Genomic DNA, 17,589 nt, shown 5'->3' with positions numbered 1-17,589 from the left:
TTTTTTAACAAGGGGAAGTGAACGTGGGCAGAAAAATCGTCTTTTTCGACATCGACGGCACGCTTCTTGATGAGCAAAAGCAGCTGCCGCTGTCAACGATCGAAGCGGTTCGCCGCCTGAAGCAGTCGGGCGTTTATGTCGCCATCGCCACCGGACGCGCTCCGTTTATGTTTGAGCATGTGCGCAAACAGCTTGGCATCGATTCGTTCGTCAGCTTCAACGGTCAGTACGTCGTTTTTGAAGGGAACGTGTTATACAAGCAGCCGCTCCGGCGCGAGAAAGTCAGGGCGCTGACAGAGGAAGCCCACAAAAACGGCCATCCGCTCGTCTTTATGGATGCGGAGAAAATGAGAGCGAGCATCGGCGACCATCCGCACATCCACGTCAGCATGGCGAGTCTAAAATTCGCCCACCCGCCTGTCGACCCTCTTTATTATGAGAACAAAGACATTTATCAAGCGCTTCTGTTTTGCCGCGCCGAGGAAGAAGAACCGTATGTGCGCAACTATCCCGAATTTCGCTTCGTCCGTTGGCATGACGTCTCGACGGATGTGCTGCCGGCAGGGGGCTCGAAGGCGGAAGGCATCCGCATGATGATCGAAAAGCTCGGGATCGATAAGAAGGATGTGTACGCGTTCGGCGACGGATTGAATGACATTGAAATGCTCTCGTTCGTCGGAACCGGGGTGGCGATGGGCAACGCCCATGAGGAAGTGAAAAGGGTCGCCGACTTCGTTACGAAACCGGTCGATAAGGAAGGCATTTGGTACGGATTGAAACAGCTGCAGCTCATCCGATAAAAAGCGGCCTTGGCCTTTTCGGCGAGGCCGCTCGCCATTGACAGCGGGCTTTTTAGCGCCCGATTGGAATCGCCCCGTCCGGCACTTGAAACGGGTCATCGGGGTTGATGCGGTCATAGAACATAATGCCGTTTAAATGATCGATTTCATGTTGGAAGACGATGGCCGGCAGCCCTTTCAAGCGCAGTGTGACTTCTTCGCCGTCGATCGTCGTCCCAGTGACCGTGATGCGGGCATAGCGCGGCACATACCCTGGCACGTCGCGGTCGACCGACAGGCAGCCTTCCCCGGTCGTCAAGTAACATTGCTGGACGGAATGGCTGACGATTTTCGGATTGAACAAGGCGTAGCTGTACAGCGTCCCGTTTTCATCGGTGACATGGACGGCGATCATCCGCTTTGAGACGTTGATTTGCGGGGCGGCAAGGCCAATGCCGGGCCGCAGGCCGTATTTAGCTGCCAGCTCCGGGTCTTGGCTCATTTTCACGTAGTCAAGCAAGCTTTGCAAAATGCGCTTATCTTCCTCTGAAGGCGGCAACGGAACGGGTTCGGCGATTTTCCGCAATGTCGGGTGCCCCTCTTTGATGATGTCCTTCATCGTGATCATTCGCTTCGTTCACTCCCTACGTTTGGCATCGCTGTCTATCGTTTAGTCTAACAAAATGAGCATCGATCGTAAATAAAAACGCAACCGCACGAATATATTATTCGAGTATAAGGAAAACAATAAGACAAATTCGAGAAAACGTTTTCATTATCTTGTCAAGCCACTGTGTGTTTTATATTTTGTGAAAATATAATACAGAACTCATACAGATGGTGAGGAATGTAATATAACAGTTTGTGGGCGGAATATTGCCAATTCCAATTTCACCCAAAAAATAAAGCGAAAAAACATGAGAAATCAAAGTCGTTGACGGTTGATCCAAGAACGTGTAAACTAAAACTTGCAAATGCATATTGTACTAATTCAGTCTTGAAAAATAGTGAAACAGATTTCGGCGCCTTTGTTGCTTGTGTTGGCGCCGGATGGCGGCCGTTTTTTATTTCTCTTTCATTTTGGGTACATTAATAGTATATGGGCGAATGTATTCTCATTTCTAAAATTTCTAATGAAAGGCAGAGGTGAATAACATGGGTGTGAAAACCTCCCAGTTTCGATTTGCGGAGCAGCTCGAGAAAGTAGCCGAGCAGTTCCCGACGTTTCAAATTTTGAATGAAGAAGGCGAAATCGTCAACGAAGAGGCGATGCCGGAGTTAAGCGATGAGCAGCTGAAAGAGCTGATGCGCCGCATGGTGTATACGCGCATACTCGACCAGCGCTCCATTTCGTTGAACCGCCAAGGCCGACTCGGGTTTTACGCGCCGACCGCCGGGCAAGAAGCGAGCCAAATCGCCAGCCATTTTGCGCTTGAGAAAGAAGATTTCATTTTGCCGGGATATCGCGACGTTCCGCAAATCATTTGGCACGGGCTTCCGCTTTATCAAGCGTTTTTGTTCTCGCGCGGCCACTTTCATGGCAACCAAATTCCTGAAGGCGTCAACGTCTTGCCGCCGCAAATCATCATCGGCGCCCAATACATTCAAGCGGCCGGCGTGGCGCTCGGCTTGAAAATGCGGGGCAAAAAGGCGGTGGCCATTACATATACCGGCGATGGGGGCACATCGCAAGGCGACTTTTATGAAGGGATCAACTTCGCGGGGGCGTTTAAGGCACCGGCCATCTTTGTTGTGCAAAACAACCGCTTTGCCATCTCGACGCCAGTGGAGAAGCAAACGATCGCCAAAACATTGGCGCAAAAAGCGGTCGCTGCCGGCATTCCGGGCATTCAAGTCGACGGCATGGATCCGCTTGCGGTCTACGCCGCGGTGAAAGCAGCCCGCGAACGCGCCATTAACGGCGAAGGGCCGACGCTCATCGAAACGCTTTGCTTCCGCTACGGTCCGCACACGATGTCCGGCGACGATCCGACGCGCTATCGTTCGAAAGAACTCGAAAACGAATGGGCGAAAAAAGACCCGCTTGTCCGCTTCCGCAAGTTTTTAGAAGCGAAAGGTTTATGGAGCGAAGAGGAAGAAAACCGCGTCATCGAGCAGGCGAAAGAGGACATCAAGGAAGCGATCAAAAAAGCGGACGAAACGCCGAAACAAAAAGTGACCGACTTAATCAGCATCATGTTCGAAGAGCTGCCGGCGAACTTAAAAGAGCAGTATGAAATTTATAAAGAGAAGGAGTCGAAGTAAGCCATGGCGCAAATGACAATGGTTCAAGCGATCACCGATGCGCTGCGCATCGAGATGAGAAACGATCCGAACGTGCTGGTGTTTGGCGAAGACGTTGGGGTCAACGGCGGCGTATTCCGGGTGACCGAAGGGTTGCAAGCTGAGTTTGGCGAAGAACGTGTGTTTGATACGCCGCTGGCCGAATCGGGGATCGGCGGTTTGGCGATCGGCTTGGCCTTGCAAGGGTTTCGCCCAGTGCCGGAAATTCAGTTTTTCGGGTTCGTCTATGAGGCGATGGATGCGATTTGCGGACAAATGGCGCGCATCCGCTACCGCACTGGCGGCCGCTACCATGTTCCGATTACGATTCGTTCGCCGTTTGGCGGCGGCGTCCATACGCCAGAATTGCACTCAGACAGCTTAGAAGGACTCGTCGCCCAACAGCCGGGCTTGAAAGTCGTCATCCCGTCGACGCCGTATGATGCGAAAGGATTGCTCATCTCGGCGATCCGCGACAACGACCCGGTTATTTTCCTTGAGCATTTGAAACTGTACCGTTCGTTCCGACAAGAGGTGCCCGAAGGAGAGTACACAATTCCGATCGGCAAAGCAGACATTAAGCGTGAAGGGAAAGACATTACGATTATCGCGTACGGGGCCATGGTGCATGAATCGTTAAAGGCGGCGGCAGAATTAGAGAAAGAAGGCATTTCTGCCGAAGTCGTCGACTTGCGCACCGTGCAGCCGCTCGATATTGAGACGATCATTGGTTCGGTCGAAAAAACGGGCCGCGCCATCGTCGTTCAAGAAGCACAACGGCAAGCCGGCATCGCCGCCAACGTCGTTGCTGAAATTAACGAGCGCGCGATTTTAAGCCTTGAGGCGCCTGTATTGCGCGTCGCCGCGCCGGATACCGTCTATCCGTTCGCTCAAGCAGAATCGGTGTGGCTGCCGAACTTTAAAGACGTGATCGAGACGGCGAAAAAAGTGATCAACTTCTAATGTGGACAAGTCCGGGGGAGCGAAGCGCCTTCCCCCGCTCATTTTCGGCAAACGATAGGAGGTCGACCTACAGTGGCATTTGAATTTAAGCTGCCGGACATTGGCGAAGGCATTCACGAAGGCGAGATCGTCAAATGGTTCGTCAAGCCGGGCGATGAAGTGAACGAAGACGACGTGTTGTGCGAAGTGCAAAACGACAAAGCGGTCGTCGAGATCCCATCTCCTGTCAAGGGGAAAGTGCTTGAGATTCTCGTCCCGGAAGGAACGGTGGCGACGGTCGGGCAAACGCTCATTACGCTCGATGCGCCGGGCTATGAAAACATGACGTTTAAAGGACAAGAACACGAAGAAGTGAAAAAAGAGGAAAAAGCGGAAACGGTGTCGAAAAAGGAAATGGTTGAGATCGCTGCTCCGAGCGCACCGGCGGCCGAAGCGGAAGCCGACCCGAACCGCCGCGTCATCGCGATGCCGTCTGTGCGCAAATATGCGCGTGAAAAAGGCGTCGATATCCGCCTCGTCCAAGGCACGGGGAAAAACGGCCGCATTTTGAAAGAAGATATTGATGCCTTCCTCGCCGGCGGCGCGAAAGCCGCGGCTGAGCCGACGCCGCAAGCGGCGGAAGAGAAGGCAGCGCCGCAAGCGCCAGCGGCGAAACCGGTTGTGCCGGAAGGCGAATTCCCGGAAACGCGCGAGAAAATGAGCGGCATCCGTCGGGCGATCGCCAAGGCCATGGTGCATTCGAAACATACGGCCCCGCACGTGACGCTGATGGACGAAGCCGATGTGACGAAGCTTGTTGCTCACCGAAAAAAATTCAAGGCCATTGCCGCGGAAAAAGGCATCAAGCTGACGTTCTTGCCGTATGTCGTCAAAGCGCTTGTTTCCGCGCTGCGTGAATATCCGGTGCTGAATACGTCGATCGACGATGCGACGGAGGAAATTATTCATAAGCATTACTACAACATCGGCATCGCCGCTGATACGGATCGAGGGTTGCTCGTGCCGGTCATTAAACATGCCGACCGGAAGCCGATTTTCGCGCTGGCGAAGGAAATCAACGAACTCGCTGAAAAAGCGCGCGAAGGCAAACTGATGCCAAACGAAATGAAAGGCGCATCGTGCACGATCACGAACATCGGCTCAGCCGGCGGGCAATGGTTTACGCCGGTCATCAACCATCCGGAAGTGGCGATTCTTGGCATCGGCCGCATTGCCGAAAAACCGATCGTCCGCGACGGTGAAATTGTCGCTGCTCCGGTCTTGGCGCTCTCGTTGAGCTTTGACCATCGGATGATCGACGGAGCGACGGCGCAAAAAGCGCTCAACCATATCAAGCAGCTGTTAAGCGATCCAGAATTATTATTAATGGAGGCGTAAAACGATGGTAGTTGGCGATTTTGCAATTGAAACAGAAACGCTCGTCGTTGGCGCCGGCCCTGGCGGCTATGTCGCCGCCATCCGCGCCGCACAGCTCGGCCAAAAAGTGACGATTGTGGAAAAAGGAAATTTGGGCGGCGTCTGCTTAAACGTCGGTTGCATCCCGTCCAAGGCGCTTATCTCGGCAAGCCATCGCTACGAGCAGGCGAAGCATTCCGAAGAGATGGGCATCAAGGCGGAAAACGTCACGGTTGATTTCTCGAAAGTGCAAGAATGGAAAGCGAGCATCGTCAAAAAATTGACGGGCGGCGTCGAAGGACTTCTCAAAGGCAACAAAGTCGACATCGTCAAGGGGGAAGCGTACTTCGTCGACGCCAATACGGTGCGCGTGGTCAACGGCGATAGCGCGCAGACGTATACGTTTAAAAACGCGATTCTGGCCACCGGTTCGCGTCCGATCGAGCTGCCGAACTTCAAGTTTTCCGGCCGCATTCTCGACTCGACCGGTGCGCTCAACCTCGGGGAAATCCCGAAATCGCTCGTTGTCATCGGCGGCGGCTACATCGGCATCGAACTCGGTACGGCTTACGCCAATTTTGGTGCGAAAGTGACGATTCTTGAAGGGGCCGGTGAGATTTTATCCGGCTTTGAAAAGCAAATGGTGTCCATCATTAAGCGCCGTCTGAAGAACAAAGGGGTCGAAGTTGTGACGAATGCGCTCGCAAAAGGAGCCGAAGAGCGTGCAGACGGCGTGACGGTCACGTATGAGGCGAACGGCGAAACGAAAACGATCGACGCCGACTATGTGTTGGTGACGGTCGGCCGCCGACCGAATACAGATGAACTTGGTCTTGAACAAATCGGCATCAAAATGACGAACCGCGGCTTGATTGAAGTGGACCAACAATGCCGGACAAGCGTGCCGAACATTTTCGCCATCGGCGACATCGTTCCAGGCCCGGCGCTTGCTCATAAAGCGTCGTATGAAGGGAAAGTGGCGGCGGAAGCCATCGCCGGCCATCCGTCGGTAGTGGATTACATCGCCATTCCGGCTGTGGTCTTCTCCGATCCGGAATGCGCCTCGGTCGGCTACTTTGAACAACAGGCGAAAGAGGAAGGCATCGACGTCATTACGGCGAAATTCCCGTTTGCCGCCAACGGCCGCGCTCTGTCACTCAACGATACGGACGGTTTCCTGAAGCTTGTCGTCCGCAAAGAAGACGGCGTTGTGATTGGAGCGCAAATCATCGGCCCGAACGCCTCGGATATGATCGCCGAGCTTGGGCTGGCCATTGAAGCCGGCATGACGGCGGAAGATATCGCGTTGACGATTCATGCCCACCCGACGCTTGGCGAAATCGCCATGGAAGCGGCGGAAGTGGCGCTTGGCACGCCGATTCATATCATTGCGAAGTAACGGAAAACGAAGGTGCCCCAAACACAGCGGGGCACCTTTTTCCTGCGGTGCAATAAGCAGGGAACATCATCCAGAAGCAAGATGATTGGCAGAAAAGAAATGAATCTGCGGCGACAGCTGTATGTTCGCCTGTTGCTGCGCCCGGTCGACAGTCTTTTGTCCAAAGGAGCGGCCTGGTCCATTTCTTGTCCAATTTCCCATACTATTTTCCGCTCTCGCTTCATATCGTTATGGTAAAGAACAAGCGGGAGATGGAGTTGAAATGAAAGCTTACGTTGCATTTTTGATGCAGATGATGATTTGGAGCAGTTTCTCATTGATCGAGTGGCTGTCAGGAAGAGACCGCCTGTTTTTCCGCGGGCTGATGCTGTGCATCTTTATGTACATCGCGTTTTTGCTGGCCCGCCAGCTCGGCTTGGCGACGCGCAAGGCGGCGCTGACGACGATTGGGACGGCGGCGGTGTACTTTGCCGGTCAGCATGTCATTTGGCAGGCCGTTCAATAAAAAACAGCGGTCGAATGCCCGCTGTTTACGCGCTGCCAAACACCATTGTCCGGCCGCTGAACAAGTGCAGTTCACCGCCGAGCGTTTTCGCCAGCCATTTGCTGAATTCATTGGCCTTCCCTTTATCCCCATGCGTCGCCCCCGGCGGCAGTGCGATGTCAATGAATGTCTCTTCTCCAGCTGTTCGCACGGAAATCGCCATCCCTTTGTACAAGCGGCCGTCGCCTTGCAAGTAGAGAACGGATTCGTGTATGCGGACCGTATACGGGAAGGCGGCCTGTTCGTACGCCCAACCAAGCTGTTCCCCTGTCTTTTTGAGCGCCATCTGGTAGCGCTCGAGCAGCTGTTTGACGTCCTCGATGGTCATCGTTTTCCCCGCAGGCAGCTTTAGATCGGTGTTCATCATTCCTTCCCCTCCCACCATTTCCATTGCGTCTTTATCCTTATTGTACCATATGTTGGCGGACAATAAATGGAAAAAGGGCGTTTTCAAAAAAGTTCTTTTTTATTAAATGTGATATACAAATTAGGATTGACAATTGAAATGTGATATATTATTATGAAATCAACAAGCGAATTTATCATCACAAAGGGGTTTTGGGGATGGGCACGATCGTATGTCAAACGTGTGATGCGACGATTGCGTATTTCGAAGATGAAAAAGTGACAACGCTTTATGGGAAATGTGATTGCTGCGAGCATGACAATGAGGGCGGAGAAAAAGAATAAAACGGTCAAACCGATGGGGGAAAGGAACGGATAGAGGCGCGCATGTCGACAAGTCACATGCGCGCCGTTTATTTTTGGCAAACAAGCACAAGCCAGGCAAACCGGCTTGTGCGGTCAGCGGATCGGTTTATATTCCTTAATGACACGCAACGTCTGCAGCGTGTCGTCTTCCGGCCCTTGGACAGGGAGGCCGGCAGCCAAGTTCGTCTCAATATACTTCAAGTTTTCTTCCGTGATGATTTCGCCTGGAATAAAAATTGGAATGCCAGGCGGATACACCATCACAAATTCGGCGATGATTCGGCCGGCCGATTCGTGAAACGGCACGACTTCCGTTTCGGCGTAAAACGCATCGCGCGGCGTCAAGGCGAGCGCCGGGATGTCCGGAAGGAGCACTTTCGGCTTGATCCCTTTCTCTGCCTGATGGCTGAACTGCTTCGACAAGCGGCGGAGCGCTTCAACGAGCAGGCTCGCCTCCCGTTCGGTATCGCCCGGGGTGATGATGCACAAAATGTTGTATAAATCGGAAAGCTCGACTTCAATGTTGTACGTTTCGCGCAGCCACCGTTCGACGTCATGGCCGGTCAGCCCGAGCTCTTTAACCGAAATGATGAGCTTTGTCGGATCGTAGTCGTACGTTGCTTCCGTGCCTAAAATCTCTTCGCCGACGCAGTACAAATATGGAATCTCGTTGATTTGCCGGCGCGTCCAGTCGGCGAGTCGAATGGCTTTGTCGATGAGTTCACGCCCTTTCGTCGCCAACTGTTTGCGGGCGACATCAAGCGAAGCGAGCAACAAGTACGACGTTGAAGTCGTCGTCAGCATGCTTAAAATCGCCTGCACGTGTTTCGCGGAGACGAGTCCTTCGCGCACATTCAAAATCGAGCTTTGCGTCAGCGATCCGCCGAGCTTATGGACGCTTGTCGCCGCCATATCGGCGCCCGCTTGCATCGCTGAGAGCGGCAAGTCCTCATGAAAATGAATGTGCACGCCGTGCGCTTCGTCGACAAGCACCGGAACGTTGTACGAGTGGGCGATATCGACGATTTTTTTCAAATCGCCGGCAATGCCAAAGTACGTCGGGTTGATGACGAGCACCCCTTTGGCGTCCGGGTGCTGGCGGAGCGCTTTTTCCACTGCTTGCGGCGTAATGCCATGGGAAATGCCAAGCTCCTTGTCGATTTCGGGATGAATGAAAATCGGCGTCGCTCCAGAAAAGACAATGGCCGACATGACCGATTTATGGACGTTGCGCGGCACGATGATTTTATCGCCCGGCCCGGCGACCGACATGACCATCGTCATGATGGCGCCGCTCGTTCCTTGCACGGAAAAAAACGTATAATCGGCGCCGAACGCTTCGGCAGCGAGCTCCTGCGCCCGTTTGATCATCCCTTTTGGATGGTGCAAGTCATCGAGCGGGCTGATGTTGATTAAATCAATCGCCAAGGCGTTGTCTCCGATGAAAGCGCGAAACTCCGGATCCATGCCGGCCCCTTTTTTATGGCCGGGAATGTGAAATTGAACCGGATTTTTTTTCATATGCTCCAACAAACCGGTAAACAATGGTGTCTCGAGTTGCGACAATGGTTTTTCACACCTCTTTATCTCGAGGATAAAACAAGTGCATTATAGCATGGATTTTTCCGTTTGCAAAGAAGAAATGAATGGACGCTGAAAAAGGAAAACAGCGGTTCAAGAGAGAAATAAAAGAAAGACAAAACAAAAAGGGGGCGTTATCGAAATGAAATGGAGAACGAGGGTGACAGAGCTGCTCGGCATTACATATCCGATCATTCAAGGGGGACTCGCTTACTTGGCGTACGCTGATTTGGCCGCAGCGGTCTCGAACGCCGGTGGGCTCGGACAAATTACGGCGATGTCGCTCGATGGACCGGAGCAACTGCGCGAGGAAATCCGCAAGGTGAAGGAAAAAACCGATCGGCCGTTCGGCGTCAATTTCGCCATTGGCCAGCACGGCCGCCCGTTTGCTCATATGCTTGAAGCAGCGCTTGATGAGGGGGTGCCGGTCGTTTCGGTCACCGGCGGCAATCCGGCGCCGTTTTTTGAACAATTGAAAGGAACGAACGTGAAAAAGCTCGTGCTCGTTGCCGCCGTCCGCCAGGCAGTGAAAGCAGAGGAGCTCGGTGCTGATGCGGTGATGGTCGTCGGTCAGGAAGGGGGCGGGCATCTCGGCAAATACGATACTGGCACGTTCGTCCTTATTCCGAAAGTCGTTGACTCCGTATCGATTCCGGTCATCGCCTCGGGCGGCATCGCCGATGGACGCGGGTTGATGGCGGCATTGGCGCTTGGAGCGGAAGGGATTGAGATGGGAACGCGGTTTATCGCCACGAAAGAATGTGTTCATGCTCATCCCGCATATAAAGAAATGATTCTCAACGCCACCGAAAACGATACGGTCATCATTAAACGGTCGCTCGGGGCGCCAGGGCGGGTGCTGGCCAACGCCTGGGCGGAAAAAATATTGGAAATCGAGCGCCAAGGCGGTACGTATGATGATTTAAAAGAATATATTAGCGGAGAAGCGAACCGGCGCTTCATTTACGAAGGAAAGGTGGACGAAGGATTCGCTTGGGCCGGGCAGGCGATCGGGCTCATTCACGACGTTCCGTCCGTCGCTGAGTTGTTTGCCCGCATGATGGAAGAGGCGGAACAAATTCGGCGCCGTTGGGCAAACTAACGGTGGAGGTGGAACAATGGGTTATTCCTATCCATTTTCCTACGACTGGTCAACACAAGAAATCATTGATGGTCATAGTTCCCCTTGGATTATCGCTGTGGTATCATTCGAGCCACAACGGAAGCGCGGTAGGTAAACGCACAAATTAGTTGCATACACCCCTTTTTCCACATAATATAATATAAAACAAAATGAAGCAGCACATTCGTGACGGGCGCCGGAAGTTTAGCGGATGATCGAGAAAGGGGTGCGGACGAATATGAAAAAAACCGCCAATTCGCTGAAGCGGCCAGATGGAGACAAACGCATGGCGGTGTTGCGGCTCGAACTCGATTACGAATTAGCGACGCTGTACGAGGCCATGATGGAAAACGATGAAGAAAAGAAAAAAGAGTGCAAACGGCGGCTTGAAAAGTTGCGCCAAGAACTGATGCGCCTTCAAGTATGATTCTGATTCAAGGCGAACCATCTTTCCGGTTCGTTTTTTTCTTGAGCGGTGTCCGCCCCCGTTCCGGTTGCGATCTATACATAACCGAAGGCAGGAGGAATCAATATGGCAGAAAAATGGGAAGAAATCGACCGATACGCCCGGCAATGGATCGACGAAGCAGGAAAGCGCATCCGCGCCTCGTTTGCAAAACAGCTGACGGTGGAAGCGAAAGAGAACCCGAACGACTTAGTGACGAACGTTGACCGCGCCATTGAGCAATTTTTCGCCGAGCACATCCGCCGCCAGTTCCCTAGCCACCGCCTGTTGGGGGAAGAAGGATTTGGCGACCGGATCGATGCCTTGGACGGCGTTGTTTGGGTGATTGACCCGATCGACGGCACGATGAATTTCGTTCATCAGCGGCGCCATTTTGCTGTATCGATCGGCATTTTTGAAGATGGCATCGGACAGCTCGGCTACGTGTATGACGTCGTGTTTGACGAACTGTATGCGGCGCAAAAAGGGCGAGGGGTGTTTTTGAACGGGGAGCCGCTTGGCCTCCTGCAGCCCGCGCCAGTGACGGAGTCGATCATTGCCATCAACGGGACATGGCTCATGGAAAACAAGCGCCTCGACCATCGCCCGCTCATGAGGCTGGCGAAAGAGGCGCGCGGCACGCGCTCGTATGGTTCAGCGGCGCTTGAGCTCGCGTATGTTGCCGCCGGCCGTTTGGACGCCTACATTTCGCCGCGCCTGTCGCCGTGGGATTTCGCCGGCGGGATGATTTTGATTGAAGAAGCGGGCGGAATGGTGACGACCCTTGACGGGAAGCCGCTGGATCTGCTTGGCCGCAATTCGGTGCTTGCTGCGAAACCTGGGGTGCACGAAGAAATTTTGCGGCGCTATCTTCACGATTGATGGGGCGCGAAATCGCGAAAACGGGACAAGCATCCAGCTTGTCCCGTTTTTCAACGCGTCCGTTTTTTATGGGCGAACCCGGCGCCCATGGCGGCGATAAAGATGAGCGTGGAAGCGGCGATGCCGATCAAACTTTGCTCGGCGATGAAGACGCCGATCGCCATGATGGCGGCGACGGCAAGAATGGCGAGCAACAGAGGTACAGGCTCGATCCGTTTCATTGGGTTGACTCCTTTCTGGCAAAGTGGGCGTCTTTTTCTAGTGTACCGGAAAACATGCCGATTTTCTATCGGTTGTGATATAATAGACAAGCAGTTTGCCGAACAGGAGTGACCGACATTGACGAACAAACGAATCGATCTTCGCAATATCGCGATCATCGCTCACGTCGACCATGGGAAAACGACGCTCGTTGACCAGCTGCTTCGGCAGTCAGGGACGTTCCGCGAAAACGAACAAGTCGCGGAGCGGGCGCTTGACCGCAACGATTTGGAGCGGGAGCGCGGCATTACGATTTTGGCAAAAAACACTGCTGTCTTGTATAAAGGAACGCGCATCAACATTTTGGATACGCCGGGACACGCTGATTTCGGAGGGGAAGTGGAGCGGATCATGCGCCTTGTCGACGGCGTCTTGCTTGTCGTCGATGCGTATGAAGGCTGCATGCCGCAGACGCGGTTTGTGCTGAAAAAGGCGCTTGAGCAGCAGCTTGTGCCGATCGTCGTCGTCAACAAAATCGACCGCGAATTTGCTCGGCCGGCGGAAGTCGTTGATGAGGTGCTCGACCTGTTTATCGAACTTGGTGCTTCTGAGGAGCAGCTCGAGTTTCCAGTCGTGTACACATCAGCGCTGCGCGGGACGGCAAGCCTCGATCCGGATCGCCAGGACGGTGACATGACCGCCTTGTTTGAGACGATCATCGAGCATATTCCGGCGCCGGCGGACAACCGCAGCGAACCGTTGCAGTTTCAAGTGGCGCTGCTCGACTATAATGAATATGTCGGACGCATCGGCATCGGCCGCATTTTCCGCGGCACGATGAAAACAGGCCAGCAAGTCGCTCTCTTAAAGCGCGACGGTGCCGTCAAGATGTTTCGTGTCACGAAGCTGTTTGGTTTTATTGGGTTGAAGCGGATTGAGATTGAAGAAGCGCACGCTGGCGACATCGTCGCGGTCGCCGGGATGGAGGACATCAATGTCGGTGAAACGGTTTGCCCGCCCGATCATCAAGAGCCGCTGCCGCCGCTTCGCATCGATGAGCCGACGTTGAAAATGACGTTTCTCGTCAACAACAGCCCGTTTGCGGGGCGCGAAGGCAAATACGTGACGGCGAGAAAGCTGGAGGAGCGGCTTCGCACCCAGCTGGAGACGGATGTCAGTCTGCGCGTTGAGCCGACCGAGTCGCCGGATGCGTGGATTGTCTCCGGCCGCGGGGAGCTTCATTTGGCGATTTTGATTGAAAGCATGCGCCGCGAAGGATACGAACTGCAAGTATCGAAGCCGGAAGTCATTCTAAAAGAGATTGACGGTGTCACGTGCGAGCCGATCGAGCGGGTCGTCATTGACATCCCGGAGGAATATACGGGAGCGATCATGGAGTCGCTCGGCAGCCGCAAGGGCGAGCTCGTCGATATGGTGCACGGCGACAACGGGCAGGTGCGTCTCGTCTTCCTTGTGCCGTCGCGTGGCTTGATCGGCTATCGGAGTGAATTTATGTCGTTGACGCGCGGATATGGAATTTTAAACCATTCGTTTGACCATTATGCCCCCGTGCAGCCTGGCGCCATCGGCGGCCGCCGCCAAGGGGTGCTCGTCTCGATGGAAACCGGAAAGGCGACGGCTTACAGCATCATGCAACTTGAGGATCGCGGCGCCATTTTTGTTGAGCCGGGCACTGAAGTGTACGAAGGGATGATCGTCGGCGAGCATAACCGCGAAAACGACCTGGTCGTCAACATTTGCCGCGAAAAACATGTCACCAACATGCGTTCATCGACGAAAGAACAGACGGTGACGATGAAAAAGCCGCGTCTGTTGACGCTTGAAGAAGCGCTCGAGTATTTGAATGATGATGAATATTGTGAAGTGACGCCAGCCTCGATCCGGTTGCGCAAAAAAATCTTGAATAAAAGCGAGCGTGAAAAGGCGGAGAAGAAAAAGAAAGCGGTTGAGCAGGCGAAATAGCCGGAAGCGCCATGCGCGCGTCTTTAGTTTGCGAACAATCGAAAACGCCTTGGAGAAGGGCGCTATTAGGATGAACGGGAGGGGAATGATGTGAATGTGCTCGAACGGCTCACGTTTTTCGCCTCGCTTTATAAGGTGCACGATCATCCCGAGCGAGGTATGTGGCTATTGTATGTGACAGTGTTGTTGCTTGCCGCGCTTGTGTATCGACTCGGTTTTGCCCGCCGCCTGCCGCTGTTGAAAAACGTCATCATTTACGTCTTGCTGGCGCTTGGCTGCACGGTTTTGACCTTTTTTGCCGTCTTTTTGCCGGTGGCAGAAGGATTGGCCGTCGCCGCCCTCGTATTAATCATTTATAAAGTGCGCCTGAAGCAGGCGAAAGAGGGAGAAAAGTCATGAAATCCGTGCAGGATGCCCTTTATAACTGGCTGACGATCCACATCGTCGCCAAAGCCCGTCCGCACGATGCGGCGGCGCGCGATACGGCCTCGTTTTTCCGCGCCATCTTGGAAAACGACTTTGGTGTGACGGCCGTAGACGCCGTCAAAGATGAAACGAATGGGCAATACATCGTCGAATATGTGCGCGGCGGGGAAACAAAGGCGGCGTGTTTCCCGCTTGAGCTGGCTGAGGCGATGTGGCGGCAGATCGAAGCCGAACCGGAAAAGTATGGATGATGACAACCAAAAAGGCGCGGAAAAGCGATCGCTCTTCCGCACCGTTTTTTTTTTGCGGGATCACCAATCATCGCCTGCGCGGCGGCCGCGATAGAAGCGGAACTTTCCTGTTGCCAGCCGCTGTTTCGTTTTTTCGGCGATGCGGTCGTGGCATTCGCGGCACATGTACGTGTGGATCGGGCGGTTGCGCAGCCGCTTGGCGAGCGGCGATTCATCGTCGATCGTATCGATTTGGTCGCAAAGCACGCATTTGACTCTCATTGTTCACCTCAATACATCCAAACGCGAAATGGTAGAGTGTTCTTTCGTTCCCATTATACCACATTTCCCGCCATCGTTTGTTGATTCAAATGCATTTCACTCCCGCTTTCCTCGGAAATGAGCCGCGCTTTCTGTTCCATTATAACCCACACAGAAACCGTTTATCGATTTAAATGTTCATTCGATTGCTTGTTTTGCTGTTCGTTCAGTTGCCGCTCCTCCCGTTCGTTCAGCTGTCCGTCATTTTCTTCGGTCGGCTTCGGCGTCGTTTCAAACAAGTCGCTCGGCACTTCCGGCATCACTCGTCCGACGATGTCGGCGATTTCGTTCATGAACGCTTGCACCGGCCTCCCCTCATCGATTTGCCGGCCGATGTTGCGCACGCGGGTGTAAAGATCTGGGTCAGCGACAATAATAGCGTTCGCGCCGTACGGATCTTTTTGCAATGCTTCGGCGACGGAATATTTGATGGTGCCGACGCGCGAGGCATCCATATTGGCGCCGACGTCAATGCCGACGATGGCATATTTGCCGACGACGATCGCGGCGGCATTGTGAACGTTTGGAACACGGTCGGCGATTTCTGCAAGCCGGCGGGCGATCTCTTGCCCGGATTTATTCTCGACGCGTTCATCGACCGTATTTTTGACACGCACGAGTGAACGATTGGGCTCGTTCGCTTCATGATCGTTTCCAAACGTGCAGCCGCTGAAAATCAAAAGGGGAAGGAAGAAAACGGCGAGCCAGCAGTTTCTCTTCATAATGGGCCACCTCGACTTTTTTTCTTTAGTTTGCAAATGTCCTTCTATCTTTATACATGTTTTCATATGTTGTATTACAGCCATTCCCATCCAACGGAAAAACGTGAAAAACTCACATGGGGGGAAGCGGAATTTGGGAAAAAAAATTTACGTGCTCGATACGAACGTGCTGTTGCAAGATCCGTATTCGATTTTCGCGTTTGAGGATAATGAGGTCGTCATTCCAGCGGTCGTGCTTGAGGAAGTGGATTCGAAAAAGCGGTATATGGATGAAATTGGTAGAAATGCCCGCCAAGTGTCAAAGCTCATCGACCGTCTGCGCGAAAACGGCAAGCTGCATGAAAAAATTCCGCTTGAAAACGGAGGGGCGCTTCGCATTGAGTTGAACCATCGTTCGTTTCATCAACTGCAAGAAATTTTTGTCGAAAAAACAAATGACAACCGCATTCTGGCGGTGGCGAAAAATTTATCGCTTGAAGAGCAGGCGAAGGAAGATGGACGCTCTGTCATTTTGGTGAGCAAGGATGCGCTCGTGCGCGTCAAAGCGGATGCCATCGGGCTGCAGGCAGAAGACTTTTTAAGCGACCGCGTCGTTGATGTCGACCATATTTACAGCGGATTTTTGGAGCTGTACATAGGAAAGGACCACCTGCAGCGGTTTTACGACAAAGGGGAGCTCGTGCTCGCTGATATCGCCGACCACCCGTTTTATCCGAACCAGTTCATCATTATGAAAGACGCGTTTGGCAGCTCGGCGTCAGCGATTGGCATTGTCGACCAAAACGGCAAAAAAGTGAAAAAGCTCATCTTCCATCACGAACATATATGGGGCATTCGCCCGCGCAACGTGCAGCAGACGATGGCGTTTGAGCTTCTCATGCGCGACGACATTCCGCTTGTGACGCTAATCGGCAAAGCCGGAACGGGCAAGACGTTGCTTGCCCTTGCCGCGGGGTTGATGCAAACGGAAGATTTGCGCACATACAAAAAATTGCTCGTCGCTCGGCCGATTGTGCCGATGGGGAAAGATCTCGGCTTTCTGCCGGGGGAAAAGGAAGAAAAGCTGCGCCCGTGGATGCAGCCGATTTTTGACAACTTGGAATACTTGTTCAACACGAAAAAACCGGGGGAGCTCGATGCGATTTTAGCCGGCATGAGCTCGATTGAAGTGGAGGCGCTCACGTACATCCGCGGCCGGAGCCTGCCGGAGCAGTTTATCATCATTGATGAGGCGCAAAATTTAACGAAGCATGAAGTGAAGACGATTTTGACACGCGTTGGGGAGAAAAGTAAAATCATTTTAATGGGCGATCCGGAACAGATCGACCATCCGTATTTGGATGAATATAACAACGGGTTGACGTACGTCGTCGAAAAGTTTAAAGACCAAAAAATCGCCGGCCATATCCGGCTCGTCAAAGGGGAGCGTTCGGCGCTCGCACAGCTTGCCGCTGATTTGCTGTAGCTAGGCGTTCCTCAGAGCATCCGCCGTTAAAGAACGGGTGCCAGGCGCGCGGCCCGACGCCGCGAACGTTTCGAAAGGCGCCCGCCGCCTGGGGCGCTGTGGAAAACATCTGGGGTCAAAGCGCTTAAGGCGGTTG

Annotated in this window: 20 protein-coding genes; 14 read left to right on the top strand and 6 right to left on the bottom strand. The window is 53.4% G+C overall.

Annotation, left to right across the window (positions count from 1 at the left end; genetic code table 11):
- The first annotated feature begins 17 nt into the window (after positions 1–17).
- Entirely contained in the window at positions 18–800 is a 783-nt protein-coding gene (locus tag ACVBDQ_RS03450) for a Cof-type HAD-IIB family hydrolase (RefSeq protein ID WP_020278630.1), read from the top strand.
- Between the two features lie 52 nt (positions 801–852).
- Here the strand turns inward: ACVBDQ_RS03450 and def are convergent, their stop codons facing one another.
- Positions 853–1,407, bottom strand: coding sequence for a peptide deformylase (gene def, locus ACVBDQ_RS03445; protein WP_011230557.1), 555 nt, complete (start codon positions 1,405–1,407; stop codon positions 853–855).
- Between the two features lie 527 nt (positions 1,408–1,934).
- On the opposite strand from def, the gene pdhA reads away from it, so the two are divergent.
- From pdhA to ACVBDQ_RS03420, 5 genes are all read left to right on the top strand, one after another.
- Positions 1,935–3,044, top strand: coding sequence for a pyruvate dehydrogenase (acetyl-transferring) E1 component subunit alpha (gene pdhA / locus ACVBDQ_RS03440; RefSeq protein ID WP_014195342.1), 1,110 nt, complete (start codon positions 1,935–1,937; stop codon positions 3,042–3,044).
- A gap of 3 nt (positions 3,045–3,047) precedes the next feature.
- Positions 3,048–4,025 carry a pyruvate dehydrogenase complex E1 component subunit beta gene (pdhB, locus tag ACVBDQ_RS03435; protein ID WP_011230559.1) on the top strand — a complete coding sequence of 326 codons (978 nt, stop codon included), beginning with the start codon at positions 3,048–3,050 and terminating at the stop codon, positions 4,023–4,025.
- 72 nt (positions 4,026–4,097) lie between these two features.
- Positions 4,098–5,402, top strand: coding sequence for a dihydrolipoamide acetyltransferase family protein (locus ACVBDQ_RS03430; protein WP_011230560.1), 1,305 nt, complete (start codon positions 4,098–4,100; stop codon positions 5,400–5,402).
- A gap of 4 nt (positions 5,403–5,406) precedes the next feature.
- On the top strand, positions 5,407–6,819 hold the full coding sequence (lpdA, locus tag ACVBDQ_RS03425) for a dihydrolipoyl dehydrogenase (protein WP_011230561.1): 1,413 nt from the start codon (positions 5,407–5,409) through the stop codon (positions 6,817–6,819).
- A 262-nt stretch (positions 6,820–7,081) separates the two neighbouring features.
- Positions 7,082–7,324, top strand: a complete 243-nt coding sequence (locus tag ACVBDQ_RS03420) for a hypothetical protein (protein ID WP_011230562.1) — start codon at positions 7,082–7,084, stop codon at positions 7,322–7,324.
- Between the two features lie 25 nt (positions 7,325–7,349).
- Here ACVBDQ_RS03420 and ACVBDQ_RS03415 read toward each other — a convergent pair whose 3' ends face one another.
- Positions 7,350–7,730, bottom strand: a complete 381-nt coding sequence (locus tag ACVBDQ_RS03415) for a DUF1885 family protein (protein ID WP_013145895.1) — start codon at positions 7,728–7,730, stop codon at positions 7,350–7,352.
- Positions 7,731–7,927: 197 nt separating this feature from the next.
- On the opposite strand from ACVBDQ_RS03415, the gene ACVBDQ_RS03410 reads away from it, so the two are divergent.
- On the top strand, positions 7,928–8,053 hold the full coding sequence (locus ACVBDQ_RS03410) for a GapA-binding peptide SR1P (RefSeq protein ID WP_011230564.1): 126 nt from the start codon (positions 7,928–7,930) through the stop codon (positions 8,051–8,053).
- Between the two features lie 114 nt (positions 8,054–8,167).
- Here the strand turns inward: ACVBDQ_RS03410 and ACVBDQ_RS03405 are convergent, their stop codons facing one another.
- Positions 8,168–9,640, bottom strand: a complete 1,473-nt coding sequence (locus ACVBDQ_RS03405; protein ID WP_011230565.1) for an aminotransferase class I/II-fold pyridoxal phosphate-dependent enzyme — start codon at positions 9,638–9,640, stop codon at positions 8,168–8,170.
- A gap of 157 nt (positions 9,641–9,797) precedes the next feature.
- Between ACVBDQ_RS03405 and ACVBDQ_RS03400 the strand changes: the two genes are divergently transcribed.
- From ACVBDQ_RS03400 to ACVBDQ_RS03390, 3 genes are all read left to right on the top strand, one after another.
- On the top strand, positions 9,798–10,757 hold the full coding sequence (locus ACVBDQ_RS03400) for an NAD(P)H-dependent flavin oxidoreductase (protein ID WP_015374337.1): 960 nt from the start codon (positions 9,798–9,800) through the stop codon (positions 10,755–10,757).
- Between the two features lie 232 nt (positions 10,758–10,989).
- Positions 10,990–11,205, top strand: a complete 216-nt coding sequence (locus ACVBDQ_RS03395) for a hypothetical protein (RefSeq protein WP_013145893.1) — start codon at positions 10,990–10,992, stop codon at positions 11,203–11,205.
- Positions 11,206–11,310: 105 nt separating this feature from the next.
- Positions 11,311–12,105 carry an inositol monophosphatase family protein gene (locus ACVBDQ_RS03390; RefSeq protein WP_011230568.1) on the top strand — a complete coding sequence of 265 codons (795 nt, stop codon included), beginning with the start codon at positions 11,311–11,313 and terminating at the stop codon, positions 12,103–12,105.
- Between the two features lie 50 nt (positions 12,106–12,155).
- Here ACVBDQ_RS03390 and ACVBDQ_RS03385 read toward each other — a convergent pair whose 3' ends face one another.
- Entirely contained in the window at positions 12,156–12,326 is a 171-nt protein-coding gene (locus ACVBDQ_RS03385; protein ID WP_011230569.1) for a DUF5325 family protein, read from the bottom strand.
- Positions 12,327–12,444: 118 nt separating this feature from the next.
- Here ACVBDQ_RS03385 and typA point away from each other — a divergent pair, with 118 nt between their 5' ends.
- From typA to ACVBDQ_RS03370, 3 genes are all read left to right on the top strand, one after another.
- Entirely contained in the window at positions 12,445–14,289 is a 1,845-nt protein-coding gene (gene typA, locus ACVBDQ_RS03380) for a translational GTPase TypA (protein WP_033025018.1), read from the top strand.
- Positions 14,290–14,379: 90 nt separating this feature from the next.
- A complete protein-coding gene (locus ACVBDQ_RS03375) occupies positions 14,380–14,688 on the top strand; it encodes a YlaH-like family protein (RefSeq protein WP_011230571.1) in 309 nt (102 codons plus the stop codon).
- On the top strand, positions 14,685–14,966 hold the full coding sequence (locus tag ACVBDQ_RS03370) for a hypothetical protein (protein ID WP_011230572.1): 282 nt from the start codon (positions 14,685–14,687) through the stop codon (positions 14,964–14,966). Before ACVBDQ_RS03375 ends, ACVBDQ_RS03370 begins: the two co-directional genes overlap by 4 nt.
- Positions 14,967–15,026: 60 nt before the next feature.
- Here the strand turns inward: ACVBDQ_RS03370 and ACVBDQ_RS03365 are convergent, their stop codons facing one another.
- Both ACVBDQ_RS03365 and ACVBDQ_RS03360 read right to left on the bottom strand, forming a co-directional pair.
- Positions 15,027–15,227, bottom strand: coding sequence for a YlaI family protein (locus ACVBDQ_RS03365; RefSeq protein ID WP_021321494.1), 201 nt, complete (start codon positions 15,225–15,227; stop codon positions 15,027–15,029).
- Between the two features lie 161 nt (positions 15,228–15,388).
- Positions 15,389–15,988: a YhcN/YlaJ family sporulation lipoprotein gene (locus ACVBDQ_RS03360; protein WP_013145886.1), complete on the bottom strand. Its 600-nt coding sequence runs from the start codon at positions 15,986–15,988 to the stop codon at positions 15,389–15,391.
- A gap of 133 nt (positions 15,989–16,121) precedes the next feature.
- Here ACVBDQ_RS03360 and ACVBDQ_RS03355 point away from each other — a divergent pair, with 133 nt between their 5' ends.
- Positions 16,122–17,453, top strand: a complete 1,332-nt coding sequence (locus ACVBDQ_RS03355; protein WP_011230575.1) for a PhoH family protein — start codon at positions 16,122–16,124, stop codon at positions 17,451–17,453.
- The last annotated feature ends 136 nt before the right edge of the window (positions 17,454–17,589 follow it).

This window comes from Geobacillus sp. CCR, from assembly GCF_052906625.1.
Note: the sequence above shows the minus strand (reverse complement) of the source record. Positions and strands in the feature narration are given on the sequence as shown.

Coding starts and splice junctions, on each gene's coding strand:
- def (WP_011230557.1), bottom strand. CDS start 1,407: ATGATCACGATGAAGGACATCATCAAAGAGGGGCACCCGACATTGCGG.
- pdhA (WP_014195342.1), top strand. CDS start 1,935: ATGGGTGTGAAAACCTCCCAGTTTCGATTTGCGGAGCAGCTCGAGAAA.
- pdhB (WP_011230559.1), top strand. CDS start 3,048: ATGGCGCAAATGACAATGGTTCAAGCGATCACCGATGCGCTGCGCATC.
- lpdA (WP_011230561.1), top strand. CDS start 5,407: ATGGTAGTTGGCGATTTTGCAATTGAAACAGAAACGCTCGTCGTTGGC.
- ACVBDQ_RS03420 (WP_011230562.1), top strand. CDS start 7,082: ATGAAAGCTTACGTTGCATTTTTGATGCAGATGATGATTTGGAGCAGT.
- ACVBDQ_RS03415 (WP_013145895.1), bottom strand. CDS start 7,730: ATGATGAACACCGATCTAAAGCTGCCTGCGGGGAAAACGATGACCATC.
- ACVBDQ_RS03410 (WP_011230564.1), top strand. CDS start 7,928: ATGGGCACGATCGTATGTCAAACGTGTGATGCGACGATTGCGTATTTC.
- ACVBDQ_RS03400 (WP_015374337.1), top strand. CDS start 9,798: ATGAAATGGAGAACGAGGGTGACAGAGCTGCTCGGCATTACATATCCG.
- ACVBDQ_RS03395 (WP_013145893.1), top strand. CDS start 10,990: ATGATCGAGAAAGGGGTGCGGACGAATATGAAAAAAACCGCCAATTCG.
- ACVBDQ_RS03390 (WP_011230568.1), top strand. CDS start 11,311: ATGGCAGAAAAATGGGAAGAAATCGACCGATACGCCCGGCAATGGATC.
- ACVBDQ_RS03385 (WP_011230569.1), bottom strand. CDS start 12,326: ATGAAACGGATCGAGCCTGTACCTCTGTTGCTCGCCATTCTTGCCGTC.
- ACVBDQ_RS03370 (WP_011230572.1), top strand. CDS start 14,685: ATGAAATCCGTGCAGGATGCCCTTTATAACTGGCTGACGATCCACATC.
- ACVBDQ_RS03365 (WP_021321494.1), bottom strand. CDS start 15,227: ATGAGAGTCAAATGCGTGCTTTGCGACCAAATCGATACGATCGACGAT.
- ACVBDQ_RS03360 (WP_013145886.1), bottom strand. CDS start 15,988: ATGAAGAGAAACTGCTGGCTCGCCGTTTTCTTCCTTCCCCTTTTGATT.